Origin of the sequence: Mesorhizobium sp. M0244 (assembly GCF_040321795.1) — a bacterium.
GTDB lineage: Bacteria > Pseudomonadota > Alphaproteobacteria > Rhizobiales > Rhizobiaceae > Mesorhizobium.
Genome location: NZ_JAMYSE010000013.1, coordinates 17,307 through 33,932 on the forward strand (window position 1 = coordinate 17,307; position 16,626 = coordinate 33,932).

Consider the following 16,626-nt stretch of genomic DNA (forward strand, 5'->3'; position numbering starts at 1 on the left):
AACGCTCCTTAGAATACGATTTGAGCCAGCTTGGTATCGAGATAGTCCCGGATACCTTCCGCGCCGCCTTCCCGGCCCATGCCGGAATGGTTGGTCCCGCCGAACGGCGCCTCGGAAGCCGCTAGCGCAAAGCTGTTGATGCCGACCATTCCGGCCTTGAGCGTCGCGACAACTCTGCGGGCGCGCCCCGCATCCCGGGTGAAGGCATAGGCAGAAAGCCCCATCTTCGAGGCGTTTGCCCGACCCAGGACCTCCTCTTCGGACGAGAAACGGGTGATGGCCGCGATCGGACCAAAATTCTCCTCGGCAAACACGGTCATGTCGTCAGCAACATCGGTAAGGACCGTCGGCTCAAAGAAATGACCGGCGTTGAACGCCGGCGAGCGGCGGCCGCCTGCGGCAATCCTGGCACCGGCCTTTTCCGCGTCGGTAACGATTTGTTCGATTTCGTCGGTCCTCCTGGCATTGATCAAGGGGCCCATCTGCACCGTCGGATCGAGACCATCACCCAGCTTCAGGGCCTTCGCCCGCGTGACGAACCCGTCGACGAAAGCATCATGGACCTTTTCGTGGATGAAAAAGCGGTCTGGCGTGACGCAAACCTGCCCGGCATTGGCGAACTTCGTGGGCACGGACACGTTGAGCGCGCTTTCGATATCCGCGTCGTCGAAGACGATGAGAGGCGCGTTACCGCCAAGCTCCATCGACACCTTCTTCACCGTATCGGCTGCGTCGCGCAGCATTTGCTGCCCGACCCGTGTAGACCCGGTCAGCGAAACCTTGCGCACAAGCGCCGACGCCATCAGCGGCACGTAGGTTGTGGCCGTGGACCCGACGAGAAGACCGACCGTGCCTGGGGGGAGCCTGCCCGCACGCAGGCAGTCGATCATCACCATCGCGACCCCTGGCGTCTGGCTCGAAGGCCGAAGGATGGCCGAACAACCGGCGGCAAGCGCCGGGGCGACCTTGCGGGCGACGAGCGCGGCCGGAAAATTCCATGCCGTAAAGGCCGCCACGACGCCGATCGGCTCATGCAGCACTTCGAAGCGACCTCCGGGGACACGGCTCTCGACGATACGGCCATAAACACGCCGAGCCTCCTCGGCGTACCACCGGAACTGATCCGTCGCCAGAACCCACTCGCGTTCGGATTGGGCAATGGGCTTGCCCGTCTCCAGCGTAATCATGCGGGCGGCTTCGTCCTTGCGCCGGCCCATTTCGTCGGCGATAGCGTGAAGCGCGTCGGCGCGCTCGAACGCGCTCTTTGCTCGCCAGGCAGAAAGGCCACGTTCGGCGGCCGCCAAGGCAGATTGTGTATCGTCCAGCGTCGCGGTTGGAGTGTCGCCCAGTGAGCGTTCGGTGACGGGACTGGCTACGGTCGCCGTGCTTCGGTCGGAAGCGGCGCGCCATTCACCGTCGATGAAAAGTCCGTATTTGTCATACATTGCCGTCACCGATCTCGCTGGTGCTGACCACCCGACGCTCTGCGACAGATTTGATCGCTGCTTCGGCGAGGACCAGCGCAAGGCGTCCGTCCTCGAATACGACCGACGGCTGGCGTCCATTTTCGATGGCGTCGACGAAGTCGTCGATTTCAGCGTTGAACGCTTCCCTATATCGCTCGATAAAGAAGTGAAGGTATGGCTGCGCCCGATCGCTCAGCCCATCGGCATAGATACGGGCCTCATGCGCGCGTCGGTTCTCGGAAATCGCCATGCCGGCCGATCCGAAAGCCTCGACGCGCTGATCGTATCCATAGACCGCGCGTCGTGAGTTGTTGATGATGCACTGCTTGCCGCTGGCGGTGCGCAAAACCACGGTCACCGTATCCCAGTCATTCGTCTCGGCCATCAGGTCCGGGTCGACCAGCCGGCTGCCGGTCGCAAAGACCTCAACGGGCTCTTCACCGAGCATGAAGCGAGCCATGTCAAAATCGTGGATTGTCATGTCGCGAAATATGCCGCCGGACACGCGTGTGTAGGCAGCTGGCGCCATGCCAGGATCCCGCGACGTGATGATCACCTGGTGGAGCTCGCCGAGCTCGCCACTCTGGATGGCCGCCCGCACCGCAGCATGCCCGGGATCGAAGCGGCGGACGAAGCCAATCATGATGGGCAGCTTGCTTCCACGGATGTTTGCGGCACAGCGATCGACACGCATCAGGTCAAGGTCGATGGGCTTCTCGCACAACACTGGCTTTCCGGCCGCCACTGCCCGCTCAATGTAGTCGACATGGGTATCGGTGGCCGTCGCGATCAACACGGCGTCCACATCGTCCGTGTCAAACATGGCGTCGGCCGAGTCCAACGCGGGAAGGCCGAGCATGGCTGACACTTCGTCGGCGGCGGCGCGATTGACGTCATACACCGCCGCCAGTTTCGTTCGTGGGTGTGCAGCGATATTGGCCGCATGCATGCGCCCGATGCGCCCGCAACCGAGCACGCCAATTCTCAGCATTGCATTCCTCCGCAACAATATTTTTGCAATGATCGTTGCAAAGAGGTTGATTTGTCAATGGCTATTTCGTAATAGTCTGCACAACGGAAATTCGCTAGGGAGGTAGTGATGACGAAGACCATTCGTCTGACCATGACGCAGGCGCTTGTGCGCTATCTGAGCAATCAGTTCACCATCGTCGACGGCAGCAAGGTTCCGCTGTTTGCGGGCGTGTTCGCCATTTTCGGTCACGGCAATGTCACGTGCCTGTCCGAGGCCCTGGAGGCCGCGCAGGACGTCCTTCCCACATGGCGCGGCCAGAATGAGCAGTCGATGGCACTGGCCGCGATCGGGTTCGCGAAGGCGAAGCGCCGGCGCCAGATCATGATCGCCGCCACCTCCATAGGCCCGGGGGCTCTGAACATGGTGACCGCCGCGGGCGTCGCCCATTCAAACCGGCTTCCGGTACTGATGCTGGCCGGCGACACCTTTGTCAGCCGCCGGCCCGATCCGGTCATGCAGCAGGTCGAGCACTTCGGCGATCCTACAGTCAACGTCAACGACGCGTTCAAGGCGGTGACTCGCTACTGGGACCGCATTGTCCATCCCGAACAGATCGTTTCCTCGCTGCCCCAGGCGGTCGCGGTTCTGCTTGATCCGGCCGACTGCGGGCCAGCTTTCATCGCCCTCCCGCAAGACGTGCAGGAAGTCGCTTGGGATTATCCCGAGTCCTTCTTCGAACCCACGGTCCATGCGATTCCGCGCCCCCGGCCGGATCGCGCGCGTCTCGAAGAAGCGGTGCGTCTTCTCAAGGCGGCAAAGCGTCCGCTGATCATTTCAGGCGGCGGCGTGCGTTACTCCGGTGCGGAGGCCGCTCTTGCGAAATTCGCCGAGGCGCGCGGTATTCCGCTTGCCGAAACCATCGCCGGCAAGGGCACGGTGACGCACGACCATCCTGCCCATATCGGGCCCATTGGCATCGTCGGCTCGACATCGGCGAACGCGCTTGCGGGTGAGGCCGATGTGATCCTGGCCGTCGGCACGCGGCTCATGGACTTCACGACGGGATCGTGGAGTGCGTTCAGCCCCGACGCCAAATTCGTCTCGATCAACGCCGCGCGGTGGGATGCCACGAAGCACCGGGCTCTCGCCGTGGTCGGCGATGCGCTGGAAACCATCAACGAGGTCGAGGCCGCGCTCGGTGACTGGAAAGCCGAAAGCGGCTGGACCGAAAAGGGCAAGGTCGAATTTGCCAAATGGAACACCGCGCTCGACGGATTCCAGAAGCCTACGAATGACCCGGTTCCGACCTACGCGCAGGTCGTCGGCGTGGTCAACGCGAAGGCCGGCGAACGGGATCTGCTGATCACCGCGGCGGGCGGGCTTCCCGGGGAAGTCATGAAGAACTGGCGCGTGAAGGAGCCGAACACGTTCGACTGCGAGTTCGGATTTTCCTGCATGGGCTATGAGATCTCGGCCGGATGGGGTGCGGCGATGGCGGATCCGACCCGCACGCCGATCGTGATGATTGGCGACGGCACCTACATGATGATGAATTCCGACGTCTACTCATCGGTTCTCGTCGGCCACAAGATGATCCTGATCGTCTGTGACAATGGCGGCTATGCGGTGATCAACCGGCTGCAGAATGCCAAGGGCGGCGCGTCCTTCAACAACATGATCAAGGATTGCCGGGTCAAGGAGCCGTTTTCGGTCGACTTTGCAAAACACGCCGAGGCCATGGGCGCCCTCACGCGGCGGGTTGAGAGCCTTGCGGATCTCGGCCAGGCTGTGGAGTGGGCCAAAGGGACGGATCGCACCACGGTGATCACCATCGTCTCCGATGGCTACACCTGGACACCCGGCGACGCCTGGTGGGATGTCGGCGTGCCGCAGGTCAGCGAGCGGGCCGAGGTGCGCGAGGCCCATTCGGTTCAAGCCGAAGGCCGCAAACGGCAGCGCATAGGAGTCTAGGTTTTTCGGACGCCCCCCGGGGCGTCCTCTGCCGGAACGATGCCACACTCCCTGAGCATTGTTCCGGCAGTTTTTTTCGCGGCGCCAAAAGTTGGCGGCGGCAGCTGGAATGATGATGGAGATCAAGATGAGAGCCAAGCTTGGCATCGCGCCGATCGCCTGGTGGAACGATGACCTCGCCGAATTGAGCGACGACGTTTCGCTGGAGGAGTGTCTGCGGCAGGCCCGCGAGGCCGGCTTCACCGGCATGGAGACCGGTCGCCGTTTCCCGATGGACGCGGCGGTGCTCGAACCCACTCTGAGGCAGCACGGTATGAGCGTCTGCGGCGGCTGGTTCTCCGGTCTGCTGCTTGACGGCGATATCGAAGCGGAGAAAGACCGCATCGCGCAGCAGATGCAGCTCTTCAAGGCCGTCGATGCCCCCTGCATCGTCTACGGCGAAACGGCAGGCACCATACAGGGTGATCGCTCCGCGCCGCTTTCCACCAAGCGGCGGCTCTCGGAAGACGAGATCAGAATCTATGGTCGCAAGATGACTGCCTTCGCCGAATGGTGTTCGGGCGAGGGCATGCCGATTTCCTACCACCACCACATGGCCGCGCCGATCGAGACCGAGGAAGAGCTCGACTTCCTGATGAAGCATTCCGGCGAGGGTCTGGCCCTGCTCTACGATGCCGGCCACATGGCCTTTGCCGGCGGCGACGTGCTGCGGGTGGTCGACAAGCACCACGCCCGCATTTCGCATGTACACACCAAGGATATCCGCCAGGCAGTCGTAGACGGGCTCGACCGCACCCGGGAAAGTTTTCTCGACGCGGTGGTCAAGGGAGCCTTCACCGTGCCCGGCGACGGCTCGCTCGACTTCGAGGCGATCATCAAGCGCTTGGCGAGCCACGGCTACGAAGGCTGGTTCGTCGTTGAAGCCGAGCAGGATCCCGTCAAAAGCCCGCCGCTCGAAATGGCGAAGATAGGTCACAAGGAATTGCTGCGCGTCATGGCCGCGGCTGGCTACACAGTGGAGGACAAGGCATGAACCGGATGGATGGTAAGATCTGCGTCGTCACCGGATCGACGCAAGGACTGGGCGCGGCTATCGCTCGCCAGCTCGCCCGAGCCGGAGCCGCTGGCCTCGTCACACTTGGTCGTAACGAAACCAAGGGCCGCGCGGTGGCCGCAGACATTTCGCACGCCACGGGCGTGCCCGTGCACTATGTCAACGCCGATCTTGGCAATGTCGAGGATTGCCGCCGCGTGATCGCGGAAGCGGAGCGCGTTTTCGGAAGAATCGACGTGCTGGTCAATGCCGGTGCCCGGACGGACCGAGGCACGATCCTCGACACGTCGCCAGAATTGTTCGACGCCCTGTTCGCCGTGAATGTACGCGGACCTTATTTCCTCATGCAGGAAGCCATCCGGCACATGATCGGCCATGGCATCGAGGGTGCGATCTGCAACATCGGCTCGATTTCGCAGCAGGCCGGCCAGCCGTTCATCAACGTCTACTGCGCCACCAAGGCGGCACTGGCGACACTGACCCGCAACACGGCATTTTCCGTCATGAAGAACCGCATCCGCGTCAACCAGCTGGATATCGGCTGGATGGCGTCCGACCACGAGCGGGAATTGCAGGCGAGCGAGAAGGGCGATCCCGACTGGGAAGCGAAAGCCGTTGCACACCTGCCCTTCGGACGCCTGATCGACCCCCGCGAGGCGGCACGAGCGGTCAACTTTCTCGTTTCGGACGATGCGGGTCTCATGACGGGTGCGGTGGTGGATTACGACCAGACCGTGCTTGGCGCCGCACCCGGTCCCATGGCCGTGCCTGAGAAGGCGATGGCGCTCTGAAGCCATTGGAACCGTCGAAGCGGATACGGAAAAGAAAGCAGCTGCCCTGTGAGGACCCACATCACTCTTCTGGGCGGCTCCGATAACGGATGAACCGGCGGCCCTGCCGCCAGAAGGAGAGCAAGATGCGGACCATTAAGGGGCCAGCTGTGTTTCTGGCTCAATTCGCGGGCGACGAAGCACCGTTCAACAGCATCGAGGGATTGGCCGGCTGGGCCTCGGCCAAGGGCTTCAAGGGCGTGCAGATACCGACCTGGGACAAGCGCGTCATCGATTTGAAGCAAGCGGCTGAAAGCCAGACCTATTGCGATGACTATGCCGGCAAGCTCGCCGAACACGGCCTGGTTGTCACCGAACTGGCGTCGCATCTGCAAGGTCAGCTTGTGGCCCTGCATCCCGCCTACGATCATCCGGCGGATTCCTTCGCCGCACCCGAGGTGCGGGGCAATCCGGCCGCACGGCAGGCGTGGGCAGTCGAGCAGCTTCATCTCGCCGCCAAGGCGTCGAGGCGTTTCGGCATAGACCGCCATGTCACCTTCTCAGGTTCGCTGCTGTGGCCGTTCCTCTATCCCTATCCGCAATGGACGGATGGGCTGATCGACGACGGTTTCGATGAGCAGGCTCGGCGCTGGCGGCCAATCCTTGATGCCTTCGACGAGAGTGGCGTGGACCTGTGCTACGAAATCCATCCTGCCGAAGACCTGCATGACGGGCTGACCTTCGAGATGTTCCTGGAGCGCGTCGGCAACCATCCGCGCTGCAACATCATGTACGACCCCAGCCATCTCGTGCTGCAGGCGATCGATTATCTCGCCTACATCGACCACTATCACGAGCGCATCAAAATGTTCCACGTCAAGGATGCCGAGTTCCGGCCGGACGGCAAGACCGGCGCCTATGGCGGCTTCCAGCCCTGGATCCGGCGTGCCGGCCGCTTCCGCTCCCCAGGCGACGGACAGATTGACTTCAAGGCGATTTTCTCGAAACTCTCCGGCTACGACTTCGACGGCTGGGCGGTGCTCGAGTGGGAATGCTGCCTCAAGAATTCAGAGGACGGCGCGGCTGAGGGAGCCCGCTTCATCGCCGATCACATCATCCGCGTTTCCGAACGCGCCTTCGACGACTTCGTCAAGGCCAGTGCGGACCGCACGATCAACGATGCCATTTTAGGTATCGACAGGGGGGCACGCTCGTGACTGCTGATTTTCGGCGACCGCTTCGGCTTGGCATGGTCGGCGGCGGCGAAGGCGCCTATATCGGCAACATCCACCGCATCTCCGCCCGGTTCGATGGCGCCTTCCAGCTTGTCGCCGGCGCGTTCGACGCGGACGCGGCACGCGGCCACCGCTTCGCGGCCACGCAAGGCATCGATCCCACCCGGTCCTATGACGACTTCAAGGCCATGATCGCCGCGGAGAACAATCGCGAGGACCGTATCGACGTGGTGGCGATCTGCACGCCCAACCACACCCATTTTCCGATCGCCAAGGCTTTTCTCGGGGCCGGCTACGAGGTGATCTGCGAAAAGCCGCTGACCAACACACTCGAAGACGCGATCGCGCTCGAGCAGCTGGTGCGCGAGACCGGACGTTTCATGGGCGTGACCTATACCTATTCGGGCTATCCGATGGTGCATGAGGCGCGCGAGATGGTGGCAGCAGGCAAGCTCGGCGCGATCCGGGTCGTGCAGGTGGAGTATCCCCTGGAATGGATGGCGACGGCCATCGAGGCGGCAGGCAATGTCCAGGCCGCCTGGCGCACCGACCCGAAGCGATCGGGGCGTGGCGGCTCGATCGGCGACATCGGCACGCACGCCTATCATCTGGCTGGCTTCGTGACCGGGCTGAAGCTGGAGGCCCTGACAGCAGACCTCGCTTCCTTCGTCGAGGGACGCGTGCTTGACGACAACGCCCATGTGCTGCTGCGCTACGAAGGTGGCGCGCGAGGGCTGCTTTGGTCGTCACAGGTCGCACTCGGCTGCTCGAACGGGATTCGACTGCGTGTCTTTGGCGAGAAGGGCAGTTTAACCTGGTTCCAGGAGCAACCGAACGAGCTGACGTTCTCACCGCTGTTCAGCCGCACCGAGACTATGAAGCGGGGTGCTGACGATTTGAGCGAGGCAGCGAAAGTGCGAACCCGCACACCACCCGGCCATCCCGAGGGCTATCTGGAGGCCTTCGCCAACCTCTATCGCGGCTTTGCCGAAGCCATCCACGCTCGTCGTGAGGGGCGCAAGGCAACGGCAATAGGGTTGAATGTGCCGACCGCCTATGACGGGCTGAAGGGCGTGGCATTCGTCGATGCAGTGGTCGATAGCGCCGAAGCCGACGGGCAACCCTGGCTCAAACCCTACGCCGTCTGACAGGTCATTGGAGCGGTTTGCCGGACGTGATCGTTGTCCTTGCGGCATTTGGAGACAAGTCTCTTCGCCAGTCGGCTCTCAGAAAATAGGGCAATAGATGTCGATCAGAATAGCAATCATCTGCGCGGGCATCATGGGCGCCGACCATGCCCGGATTGTCGCCGAAGACCTGCCGGCGGCAAGCCTCCAGGTCGTATGCGACGCCTCACCGGAGCGAGCCCTAAAGGTGGCACAGGACTACGGCGCGACCTATGCCGCCACGGACCCGTTGGAAACCATCCGGCGCAGCGACGTTGACGCCGTGGTGATTGCCAGCCCCGACGAGACCCACGCACCGCTGCCGCTCGCCGCGATCGAGGCCGAAAAGCCGGTGCTCTGCGAAAAGCCGTTGTCGCAAAGCTCGAAGGAGTGTCTGGGCGTGATCGAGGCGGAAGTGTCGCGCGGCCGACGGTTCGTCCAGCTTGGTTTCATGCGCCGCTTCGATCCGTCCTATCGCGACATGAAGGCGTCGCTCGACAACGGCTCGCTTGGCCGGGCGATCATGATGCATAACTTCCATCGGAACGTGGAAGCGCCGGCCAACTTCACCGGCCAGATGGCGATCACCAATTCCGCACCGCATGAATTCGACGTCGCACGCTTCGTACTGGGCGCCGATCATACGGCAATCTCGGTTTTCCAGCCGGGGGGTGTCGACGCATCGAAGACTGGCGCGCCGGTCTCATGGTTCTCGAAACAGACAGGGGTCAGCTCGTCAACATCGAGATCAACAACAACGCCGCCTATGGCTATGACGTGCGTGGCGAACTCGTCGGCGAACAGGGATCGATCTTTCTAAATGTGCCTGCCACAACGCGCCAGAACGGCGCTGTCATGGCCTTCGAGCGCTATGCATCGGATTGGCGCCCGCGTTTTGCCGAAGCCTACCGGCTCCAGGACAAGGCCTTCCTTCACTTCGTTCGCACAGGAGAATTCCCGGCGGTCGCCGCAGACGTCTGGGACGGCTACTGCACGGCTCTGGTCGCCGAAGCCGGTGTCAAAGCACTTCACGAGGGTCAGCGTGTCGCCATAGCGAGGGCGGAAAAGCCGTCCCTGTATGACCGGTAGATGATAGCGAGATGAAACTGGGCTTTTGTCTCCGACAGCTTTGGCGGCATGACGTTCGATGCACTTTTCGACCATGCCGCACGCCTTGGCGTCGACTTGCCTTGACCATCGCATGACGGATCGAGCACCTACGCTGAACGCAATACCGGATTTTCATAGCAGCCCAGGTAAGCCGGCGACTACTGCCTTCCAGTTTCCGCCGATCGTTTCAGCGTGATTGGGTCGAACCCAACGCAAATCAGAAATTCTGCTGACCCATGGCCTTTTCGATCAGCTTGTCGATCGATACCGCCAGCACGAGAAGCAGTCCCGTCACGATGAGGCGAACGTAGTTCTCGACGCCCATCAGGTTGAGCCCGTTCTGGACTGTTCCGATAACAAGCGCGCCCAACAGGGCCGCGTGAATGGAGCCGCGGCCGCCGAACAGGCTGACGCCGCCGATGACGGTGGCGGCAATTGATTCCAGCAGCAGCGTGCCGCCCCCTACTCCGCCACCGGAGAAGACGCCAACGCCTAGTGCCCGCGACGCGCCCAGTACGCCAGCCAGCGCAGCGATAGCGCCGGCAATAGCGAAGGCCGCCATCTTGATGCGCGCAACCTTGACGCCGGCCCGTCGCGCAGCCTCGTCATTGTTGCCGACCGCATAAAGATAGAGGCCGAACCGGGTTTCCTTGAGGATATACCCGCCTATCCCGAGCAGGATCGCAAAGATCAAAACCACAACTGGTATGCCCTGATGTGCGTTGAGGATCATCACGACGATGGCGCCAAAAATCGCGGCCGCGCCGAGCGGCAGCACAAAGCGGCTGAACAGGGAAGCTTCCAGACCGGCGCGCTTTCTGCGGGCAATGCCCGACAGGACCAGAGCGGCAAACGCGACGAGCCCAATCGCCAGCGCGCTCCATGACGTGATCCCCGAAATCTTAGTCTCTGCAATCTTGTCGATACCGGTTCCCATCAAACCGTAGCGGGCGGTCGGAGGCAAAAGCACGAGTTGCAAGCCATTGAGAGCCAGTCCGAGCCCCAGCGTCACCACGAAGGACGGTACGCCGACAAACGTGACCCAGCGCGCCGAAAAGCTGCCGATAGCAGCACCCATTACGATTGCGACCGTCACCGCCAGCCAGGGCGAAACGCCGTAGTCGACAACCAGCTTGGCCATCAGGACTGATGTCACGCCGTTGATCGCCGCGACCGACAAGTCGATTTCCTTGACCAGCAGCACGAACATCAGACCGATCGCCATGATGCCCACAACCGTGCTCTGGACGAGCAGGTTCGACAGGTTCTGCGGTGTCAGGAAGACATTGCTCTGGAGCGCGAAGAACACCCACAGCGCCACGAGCCCGATTATGACGGGCAGCGCACGCATGTCGCTGTTGAGCACTTCGCCGAAAGTGCGGCGTTTGACGTCACCGGAAGCGGCGGCCGAGTTTGCCATTTTTGACGTATCCTTCTGATACTTTTCGCCCCAGGGGGCTCAGCCAGCGAGGTTGACTGCCTCGTTGCCACCGACCATCGCGTTGACCACTTGCTCGCCTGTCACTTCACTCGATTTGAAACTCGCGACGTTCGCGCCTAGGCGCATGACCTCGATGCGGTCGGTGGCGTTGACGACGAAATTGTGGATGTCGTGGCTGACCACGACGATGCCGAGCCCATCGTTGGCCAAGGTGCGAACCAGGGCCGAGACCTGCTCGGCGGCGGAGTGGCTGAGTGCGGCTGTCGGCTCATCGAATATGACGACCTTCGGCGTCCACAGGATGGAACGTGCGATGGCAATGTTCTGTCGCTGGCCGCCGGACATTGCTCCGACAGGACGCGTCAGTGACAGCTGGCCAAGTCGCATGCGCGTCAGCACCTCGCGGGCACGAACTTCGCATTCGGCGCGACGGATCCGTCGGCCGAACCACGCCGGACCAGTCAGCTCGCGCCCGAGAAACAGGTTCTGCACGGCGTCCAGATTGTTGCAGAGCGCGAGATCCTGATAGACGGTCTGGATCCCAAGGGCGGTGGCGTCGGCTGGGCTGGCGATCTTGGCCGGTTGGCCCTCGATGCTGTAGTCACCGGAGTCGAAGCCGAACACGCCGGCCATGATCTTGACGAGCGTGGACTTGCCGGCGCCGTTGTCGCCGACAAGCGCCACCACCTCGCCGGCGTGGACGTCCACCGAAGCTCCCTGAAGAGCATGGACCGACCCAAACGATTTACGGATGTTGCGCATCGATATAAGCGGCGTGGATTGGTTCGCCGCATGAAGATCGGCGCCGCCGCGGGTTGCTTCCGCTTTGACCATCAGGCTCCTCCCATCAGGTAGCCGAAGGACAGCGAGCGCCGCTGTCCTTCGGTCGATCTCGCTATTTGTTGTTCTTCTTGCAGACTTCGGTGTCTTCGATGCCCTTGCAGATTTCTGGCCAGGTCCAGACGCCTGCAGTGACGACGTCCGAGAGATTGTCCAGGGTGATGTTCTTCACCGGCAGGAAGACAGCCGGCACATCCATGAACTTGTTGTTCACCTTGCCGTTGATCAGATCCTTTGGCACTCCTTTGCCATCCAGGATCGAAGCCACGACGTCCGCCGCATAGGTCGCCTCGACCTTGAGATCCTTGAGCACGGAGTTGTCCTGCCATCCCTGCGCGACGTACCGCAATGCCTCGACGGTCGCGTCCTGCCCGCCCGTCACCAGCTTATCGCCAGGCTTGGCGCCCTGGCTGATCAGCGCGGCAACCGAACCGCCGGTGGTGCCGTCGTTCATGCCGAGAAAGACATCGACATCACCGCCATTGCGGGTCAGGCAGTCTTCGGCGAAGGATTGAGCCAGCGCCGGATCCCAGTTTTGCGTGTACTGCTCGCAGACGACCTTCACCTTGCCGGAATCGATCAACGGCTCAAGAAATTCGTTCTGGCCCTTTTCATACTGGCCTGTACCGTATTCGCCCTCATTACCCTTCACACGCGCAACCTTGACCGGCGACTTCTTCATTGCGCTGATCAGCTCGGCGGCGCGCTTGCCTTGCGCTTGTCCAACTGACAGCGAGTCGAAGACGACGTGCGCTTCGGCCTTGCCGCCGACCGCATCGTGATCATAAAGGACCACCGGCACCTTTGCATCGGCTGCCGCCTTGAGACTGCCAGCGGCAAGGTTTGCGTCCGTCGCCGCAAGCACGATCACGCTGGCACCCTGGGTGATGGCGTCTTCGACCAGCCGCTGCTGCCGCGCCGGATCCCCTTCGCCATTCTGCACCGTCACCTGAGCGTTCGGCGCCTTCTCCTTCATCGCCGCGACAAAGAACGGCGCGTCCCGGCTTGTGAAGCGAATTGTCGTGGTATTCGGCAGCAGAAAGAACACTTTCTTGGCATCTTGAGCATGTGCCGTCGCCAAGGCGCCGGCCATAGCGGTTGCCGTCAGAAATGCAGTCAGAAGTCGCTTCATTGTTTCCTCCCAAGGAACATTGAGTTCGTCTCCTCCTTCATGACGGCGCGGGACAACTCCCGATCCGGATTGAGGACGAGCTGCAACGAAAATTGCAAAATATAAATATTCGGCAATGAATGATGTGTCAACGATGCGACAATGAAATCTTTGCATCGTGCGGAGTGCGCAATTTCTATTGCGAATCGCAGACTCGAGTGCACCTGCTGCGCTTGCTTCGCAACCGGAATGCCAAGGACGCGGAACGCCTGGGTTGTTGTCGGGGAACCGCTACTGCCCGGTGACGGTGGGTATGCGCGGACTGACAGCGTTGTTCTGCAGTCGCGCCGCGAGCGCAACTGTCAGCGCCTGGGCGAGGCACATTGGGGCGGCAAGCGATCGGGAAAATGTATATTCATGCTCCGGTACGGCGAAGAGGACACTGGCGTTCTTGGCCAGCGGGGACAGCGTGCTGTCGGAAATGGCGATGATCGGAACTTCGCTGCGCGCGGCTTCCTCCACGACGTTGACGACTTCATTGGCGTAGAAGCGAAAGGACACGGCAAACAAGACATCGGTCTTGCGGATCATGCGCGCCATATGCGTGGCAAGTCCGCCGCCCGGATCAAGCAGCACGCAACGTTTGCCCAACATCGTCAGGATATAACGGAGAAGTTCGACCACAGGCGTCGACCTCAGCTGCCCGATCAGGTAGATCGCGTCGGCCTTTTCGAGAAGGGTCACAGCCTTGGCCAGGTCCTCGGGCGGTATTTGCGTCAGCATGTCCTGCAGCGAGGCGATGTCGCGGACCACGAGGTCGCGCATGAATCCGACTTCGCTGCGATCTGTTCGCGCTCCCAATTCGCCTTCCAGCGCCTTGATACGGGCCTCGAAGCCGGGCGCGGCGGTCGACAGACGCTTCTGAAAAAGGGACTGGAGCTCCTTGAAGCCTTCATAGCCGAGCGCCTGCGCAAAGCGCACGAAGCTCGAGGCATGCACTCCGCTGCTATCCCCAATCGCATTCACCGACCTGACAGCGACGTCGTTGGGATTCTGGGTGAGATAGAGCGCGATCTTCTGGTAGGATTTGCTCATTTCGTCGTAGCGGTCGTGGATGAGCCGGATGAGCTCTTCATAGTCACGCGGCGCTTCAGCGGTCGGTTTCATGTTGCACTCTTTCGCAATATTCATTGCACAATGACGCGTCTGCGTCGATTCTGCTAGTGAAATCAGGTGCAACATTGTTTAAGCAAAAGCGCGTGCAGCTCAGATGGAAATTGGCAGGTCACACCTAGCTCGACGCCCTATGGCGGCGATCAAGCCCGAGCCGCATCATGACCTAGATGCCGAAATCGGGAGGACGTGCAAGGCAGTGCCTTGCTACCGCCTTGAGGGTCGACTGGCCTTCACCCCAACGCTGTTGCGGGTCGCCCCATCTGATTCACTGTCGGTAATCAGCGAAAGGTAGCGCTGAAGAGCCTTCGAGAACTTGGCATTCCAGATCTCATGCGCAGTATGCAGATCTCCGTCCCGTAAGCTTTCGAATAGCTTGACAACATACTTCTCGGCATCGCCCCTTCGGTCAGTATAAACGACCCCGAGTTGATGGTTGAAGCGCCTCACGTCTGCGGTCAGCTCAGAAAAGTAGCGAATGGTCCGCTGTAATCCCGTTGCATCAATGATCGCCTGCTGGAACTCAAGATCGTTGCGAACGGTCTCGACCTGGCTATCGAGGTTAGCGAACTTGACGGCATTCTCAGCCAATTTTTCGAGGCGCTTGAGGTCAACCGAAGCCAGGCGACCTGGCTCGGCGAGCAGATGGTCTAGGGCAATTTTTCCCAGAGCCATCCGGATATTGTAAACTTCGATGACGCTGTCTGCGTCCACCGCCCTGACAGATGCTCCCTTGTTCCGCTTGATCTCGACGAACCCCTCGCGAGCAAGCAGGCGCAATGCTTCCCGGATCGGATGCCGGGAGACGTTCAACATGTCGGTAAGCTGTTGCTCGACGAGACGGTCGCCGGGCTTGAAGTGCCCAGCAATGATCGCGTTCCGGATTTGCTCCGCAGCGAACTGCGTGCTTTCCATCTGCGTCATGGGAGCCAGAATGGCGCCTATTTGATTTGCGTGTCGCATCAAGATCCTCATAAGCCGACCGCAGGAGATCGGCTGCACAGGCATTCGGAATGTAGACTATATACGAATGCGATAATCTAATGAGAAGCCTGCCACTAAGCTATCCTTACGGAATAAGTGGAAAACATTCTGTCTCGCCTGGCTTGCCGTTAGAGCGAGACCGACAGGTTCTTCGCCGGAAGGGCGCCTGCACCACGATACGCAGTGAGCTCTATTTCGAAGAGATACTCAGGTCCGCCCAACGGACCACAGCTGACGCAGCTTGCCGGAGAGATGTCCCGGAACTTTTCGCCCATATAGGCCATGACTTCCGGGACGTCTTCCTGGCGCGGAATGAAGATGCGTCGCCGCACAACATCCGCAAGGCTGCTGCCGACCGCCGCAAGCGCGCCTTCGACGTTCTTCATCGCTTGCCTTGCCTGCTCGACGGCCGTCTCAGGCATCACACGGGTCTTGTAGTCGCGTCCTGCGGTCAGGGACATGAAGATCCAGTTGTCGAGGGCGACGATCCGCGAATAGCCTTCCTTCTCTTCCAGGATGCTGCCGGACTTTAGCTTCACGAGTTCCATGGCGTTCTCCATTGCTGATCAGATCGAGATGCCGCCGTCGATCGCCACCGTCTGACCGGTGATCAGCGCGCCGGCGAAACCGAGGAACACGATAAGCTCCGCGACATCCGCCGTGGTGCAGACTTTCTTCAGAGGTGTGCTGGCGAGGGTGCTCTGGCGACGCTCCTCCGACCATTCAATCGCCCACGAACTTTCGACGACGCCGGGCGCCACCGCGTTGACGCGCACATCGGGCGCGAGCGCACGCGCCAGGTTCTTCGTCAGGTTGATGACGGCGGCCTTGGAGCCGCTATAGGCGATGGTGCTGGCCACGGCGCCGAAGCCGGCGATCGAAGCGGTGTTCACGATCGAACCTTTGGCCAGCTTGAGAGCAGGCGCCGCGGCCTTCGAGCACCTGAAAACGCTCATAAGGTTGACGTTCAGCAGATTTGCCCAAAGCTCCTCGGTTATGCTGTCCAGGTCGTTGATCGGCACCGGGACCTTCACGCCAGGTATTCCCGCGTTGTTGACAAGCAGATCGAGACGGCCGAGCTTCGCCACCGCCTCGAGCACCATTGCCTTGGCCTGCCCGGCGTCGCCGACATCGCCTGGAGCACCGATGACGTCGAGCCCCTCCTTTTGGAGCTCAACGAGAGCAGCCTCGCCCCGCTGGTCCGCCAGCAGATAGTTGATTGCGACCTTGGCGCCTGCCTTGGCTATCATGCGCGCGGTTTCGAGGCCGATGCCCGACGCGCCCCCGGTGACGAGCGCCGCCTTTCCCGTGAGATTGAACGAGATCATGAGT

The 16,626-nt window shown here is 61.4% G+C and carries 14 protein-coding genes and 1 pseudogene; 6 read left to right on the forward strand and 9 right to left on the reverse strand.

What is annotated here, in order from left to right; all coding sequences use genetic code 11:
* Positions 1–8: 8 nt before the first annotated feature.
* Positions 9–1,445, reverse strand: coding sequence for an NAD-dependent succinate-semialdehyde dehydrogenase (locus NKJ08_RS11880; protein WP_352527341.1), 1,437 nt, complete (start codon positions 1,443–1,445; stop codon positions 9–11).
* Positions 1,438–2,457, reverse strand: a complete 1,020-nt coding sequence (iolG, locus tag NKJ08_RS11885; protein ID WP_352527340.1) for an inositol 2-dehydrogenase — start codon at positions 2,455–2,457, stop codon at positions 1,438–1,440. Before iolG ends, NKJ08_RS11880 begins: the two co-directional genes overlap by 8 nt.
* A gap of 108 nt (positions 2,458–2,565) precedes the next feature.
* On the opposite strand from iolG, the gene iolD reads away from it, so the two are divergent.
* The 6 genes and pseudogenes from iolD (at position 2,566) to NKJ08_RS11915 (ending at position 9,724) form a co-directional block, all read left to right on the forward strand.
* On the forward strand, positions 2,566–4,410 hold the full coding sequence (gene iolD, locus NKJ08_RS11890) for a 3D-(3,5/4)-trihydroxycyclohexane-1,2-dione acylhydrolase (decyclizing) (RefSeq protein ID WP_502906324.1): 1,845 nt from the start codon (positions 2,566–2,568) through the stop codon (positions 4,408–4,410).
* A 127-nt stretch (positions 4,411–4,537) separates the two neighbouring features.
* Positions 4,538–5,443, forward strand: coding sequence for a myo-inosose-2 dehydratase (iolE, locus tag NKJ08_RS11895; protein WP_352527338.1), 906 nt, complete (start codon positions 4,538–4,540; stop codon positions 5,441–5,443).
* The gene (locus NKJ08_RS11900) at positions 5,440–6,255 is read left to right on the forward strand and encodes an SDR family oxidoreductase (protein ID WP_352494519.1); all 816 of its coding nucleotides are present in this window, start codon (positions 5,440–5,442) and stop codon (positions 6,253–6,255) included. The genes iolE and NKJ08_RS11900 overlap by 4 nt, the downstream gene beginning before the upstream one ends.
* Before the next feature lie 125 nt (positions 6,256–6,380).
* Entirely contained in the window at positions 6,381–7,451 is a 1,071-nt protein-coding gene (locus NKJ08_RS11905) for a sugar phosphate isomerase/epimerase family protein (protein WP_031193888.1), read from the forward strand.
* A gap of 32 nt (positions 7,452–7,483) precedes the next feature.
* On the forward strand, positions 7,484–8,617 hold the full coding sequence (locus NKJ08_RS11910; RefSeq protein WP_352781861.1) for a Gfo/Idh/MocA family protein: 1,134 nt from the start codon (positions 7,484–7,486) through the stop codon (positions 8,615–8,617).
* A gap of 97 nt (positions 8,618–8,714) precedes the next feature.
* A pseudogene (locus NKJ08_RS11915) lies at positions 8,715–9,724 on the forward strand (Gfo/Idh/MocA family oxidoreductase).
* Between the two features lie 238 nt (positions 9,725–9,962).
* Here NKJ08_RS11915 and NKJ08_RS11920 read toward each other — a convergent pair.
* From NKJ08_RS11920 to NKJ08_RS11950, 7 genes are all read right to left on the reverse strand, one after another.
* The gene (locus NKJ08_RS11920) at positions 9,963–11,165 is read right to left on the reverse strand and encodes a sugar ABC transporter permease (RefSeq protein ID WP_352781830.1); all 1,203 of its coding nucleotides are present in this window, start codon (positions 11,163–11,165) and stop codon (positions 9,963–9,965) included.
* 39 nt (positions 11,166–11,204) lie between these two features.
* A complete protein-coding gene (locus tag NKJ08_RS11925; RefSeq protein ID WP_352781831.1) occupies positions 11,205–12,020 on the reverse strand; it encodes an ATP-binding cassette domain-containing protein in 816 nt (271 codons plus the stop codon).
* 61 nt (positions 12,021–12,081) lie between these two features.
* The gene (locus NKJ08_RS11930; protein WP_352781832.1) at positions 12,082–13,158 is read right to left on the reverse strand and encodes an ABC transporter substrate-binding protein; all 1,077 of its coding nucleotides are present in this window, start codon (positions 13,156–13,158) and stop codon (positions 12,082–12,084) included.
* A gap of 270 nt (positions 13,159–13,428) precedes the next feature.
* Positions 13,429–14,304, reverse strand: a complete 876-nt coding sequence (locus tag NKJ08_RS11935) for a MurR/RpiR family transcriptional regulator (RefSeq protein WP_031193895.1) — start codon at positions 14,302–14,304, stop codon at positions 13,429–13,431.
* Positions 14,305–14,517: 213 nt separating this feature from the next.
* Positions 14,518–15,273 (reverse strand): GntR family transcriptional regulator, encoded by a 756-nt coding sequence (locus tag NKJ08_RS11940; protein WP_352781833.1) that lies wholly within the window; start codon positions 15,271–15,273, stop codon positions 14,518–14,520.
* Between the two features lie 149 nt (positions 15,274–15,422).
* Complete coding sequence (locus NKJ08_RS11945; RefSeq protein WP_352527333.1) at positions 15,423–15,842, reverse strand: RidA family protein; 420 nt, start codon at positions 15,840–15,842, stop codon at positions 15,423–15,425.
* A gap of 18 nt (positions 15,843–15,860) precedes the next feature.
* Positions 15,861–16,622, reverse strand: a complete 762-nt coding sequence (locus tag NKJ08_RS11950) for an SDR family NAD(P)-dependent oxidoreductase (protein ID WP_352527332.1) — start codon at positions 16,620–16,622, stop codon at positions 15,861–15,863.
* Positions 16,623–16,626 lie beyond the last annotated feature (4 nt).

What these genes read in the sequence shown, in the direction of transcription:
- NKJ08_RS11925 (WP_352781831.1), bottom strand. Translation starts at nt 12,020, where the DNA reads ATGGTCAAAGCGGAAGCAACCCGCGGCGGCGCCGATCTTCATGCGGCG.
- NKJ08_RS11935 (WP_031193895.1), bottom strand. Translation starts at nt 14,304, where the DNA reads ATGAAACCGACCGCTGAAGCGCCGCGTGACTATGAAGAGCTCATCCGG.
- NKJ08_RS11900 (WP_352494519.1), top strand. Translation starts at nt 5,440, where the DNA reads ATGAACCGGATGGATGGTAAGATCTGCGTCGTCACCGGATCGACGCAA.
- NKJ08_RS11920 (WP_352781830.1), bottom strand. Translation starts at nt 11,165, where the DNA reads ATGGCAAACTCGGCCGCCGCTTCCGGTGACGTCAAACGCCGCACTTTC.
- NKJ08_RS11905 (WP_031193888.1), top strand. Translation starts at nt 6,381, where the DNA reads ATGCGGACCATTAAGGGGCCAGCTGTGTTTCTGGCTCAATTCGCGGGC.
- NKJ08_RS11910 (WP_352781861.1), top strand. Translation starts at nt 7,484, where the DNA reads ATGGTCGGCGGCGGCGAAGGCGCCTATATCGGCAACATCCACCGCATC.
- NKJ08_RS11940 (WP_352781833.1), bottom strand. Translation starts at nt 15,273, where the DNA reads ATGCGACACGCAAATCAAATAGGCGCCATTCTGGCTCCCATGACGCAG.
- NKJ08_RS11930 (WP_352781832.1), bottom strand. Translation starts at nt 13,158, where the DNA reads ATGAAGCGACTTCTGACTGCATTTCTGACGGCAACCGCTATGGCCGGC.
- NKJ08_RS11950 (WP_352527332.1), bottom strand. Translation starts at nt 16,622, where the DNA reads ATGATCTCGTTCAATCTCACGGGAAAGGCGGCGCTCGTCACCGGGGGC.
- iolE (WP_352527338.1), top strand. Translation starts at nt 4,538, where the DNA reads ATGAGAGCCAAGCTTGGCATCGCGCCGATCGCCTGGTGGAACGATGAC.
- NKJ08_RS11880 (WP_352527341.1), bottom strand. Translation starts at nt 1,445, where the DNA reads ATGTATGACAAATACGGACTTTTCATCGACGGTGAATGGCGCGCCGCT.
- iolG (WP_352527340.1), bottom strand. Translation starts at nt 2,457, where the DNA reads ATGCTGAGAATTGGCGTGCTCGGTTGCGGGCGCATCGGGCGCATGCAT.
- iolD (WP_502906324.1), top strand. Translation starts at nt 2,566, where the DNA reads ATGACGAAGACCATTCGTCTGACCATGACGCAGGCGCTTGTGCGCTAT.
- NKJ08_RS11945 (WP_352527333.1), bottom strand. Translation starts at nt 15,842, where the DNA reads ATGGAACTCGTGAAGCTAAAGTCCGGCAGCATCCTGGAAGAGAAGGAA.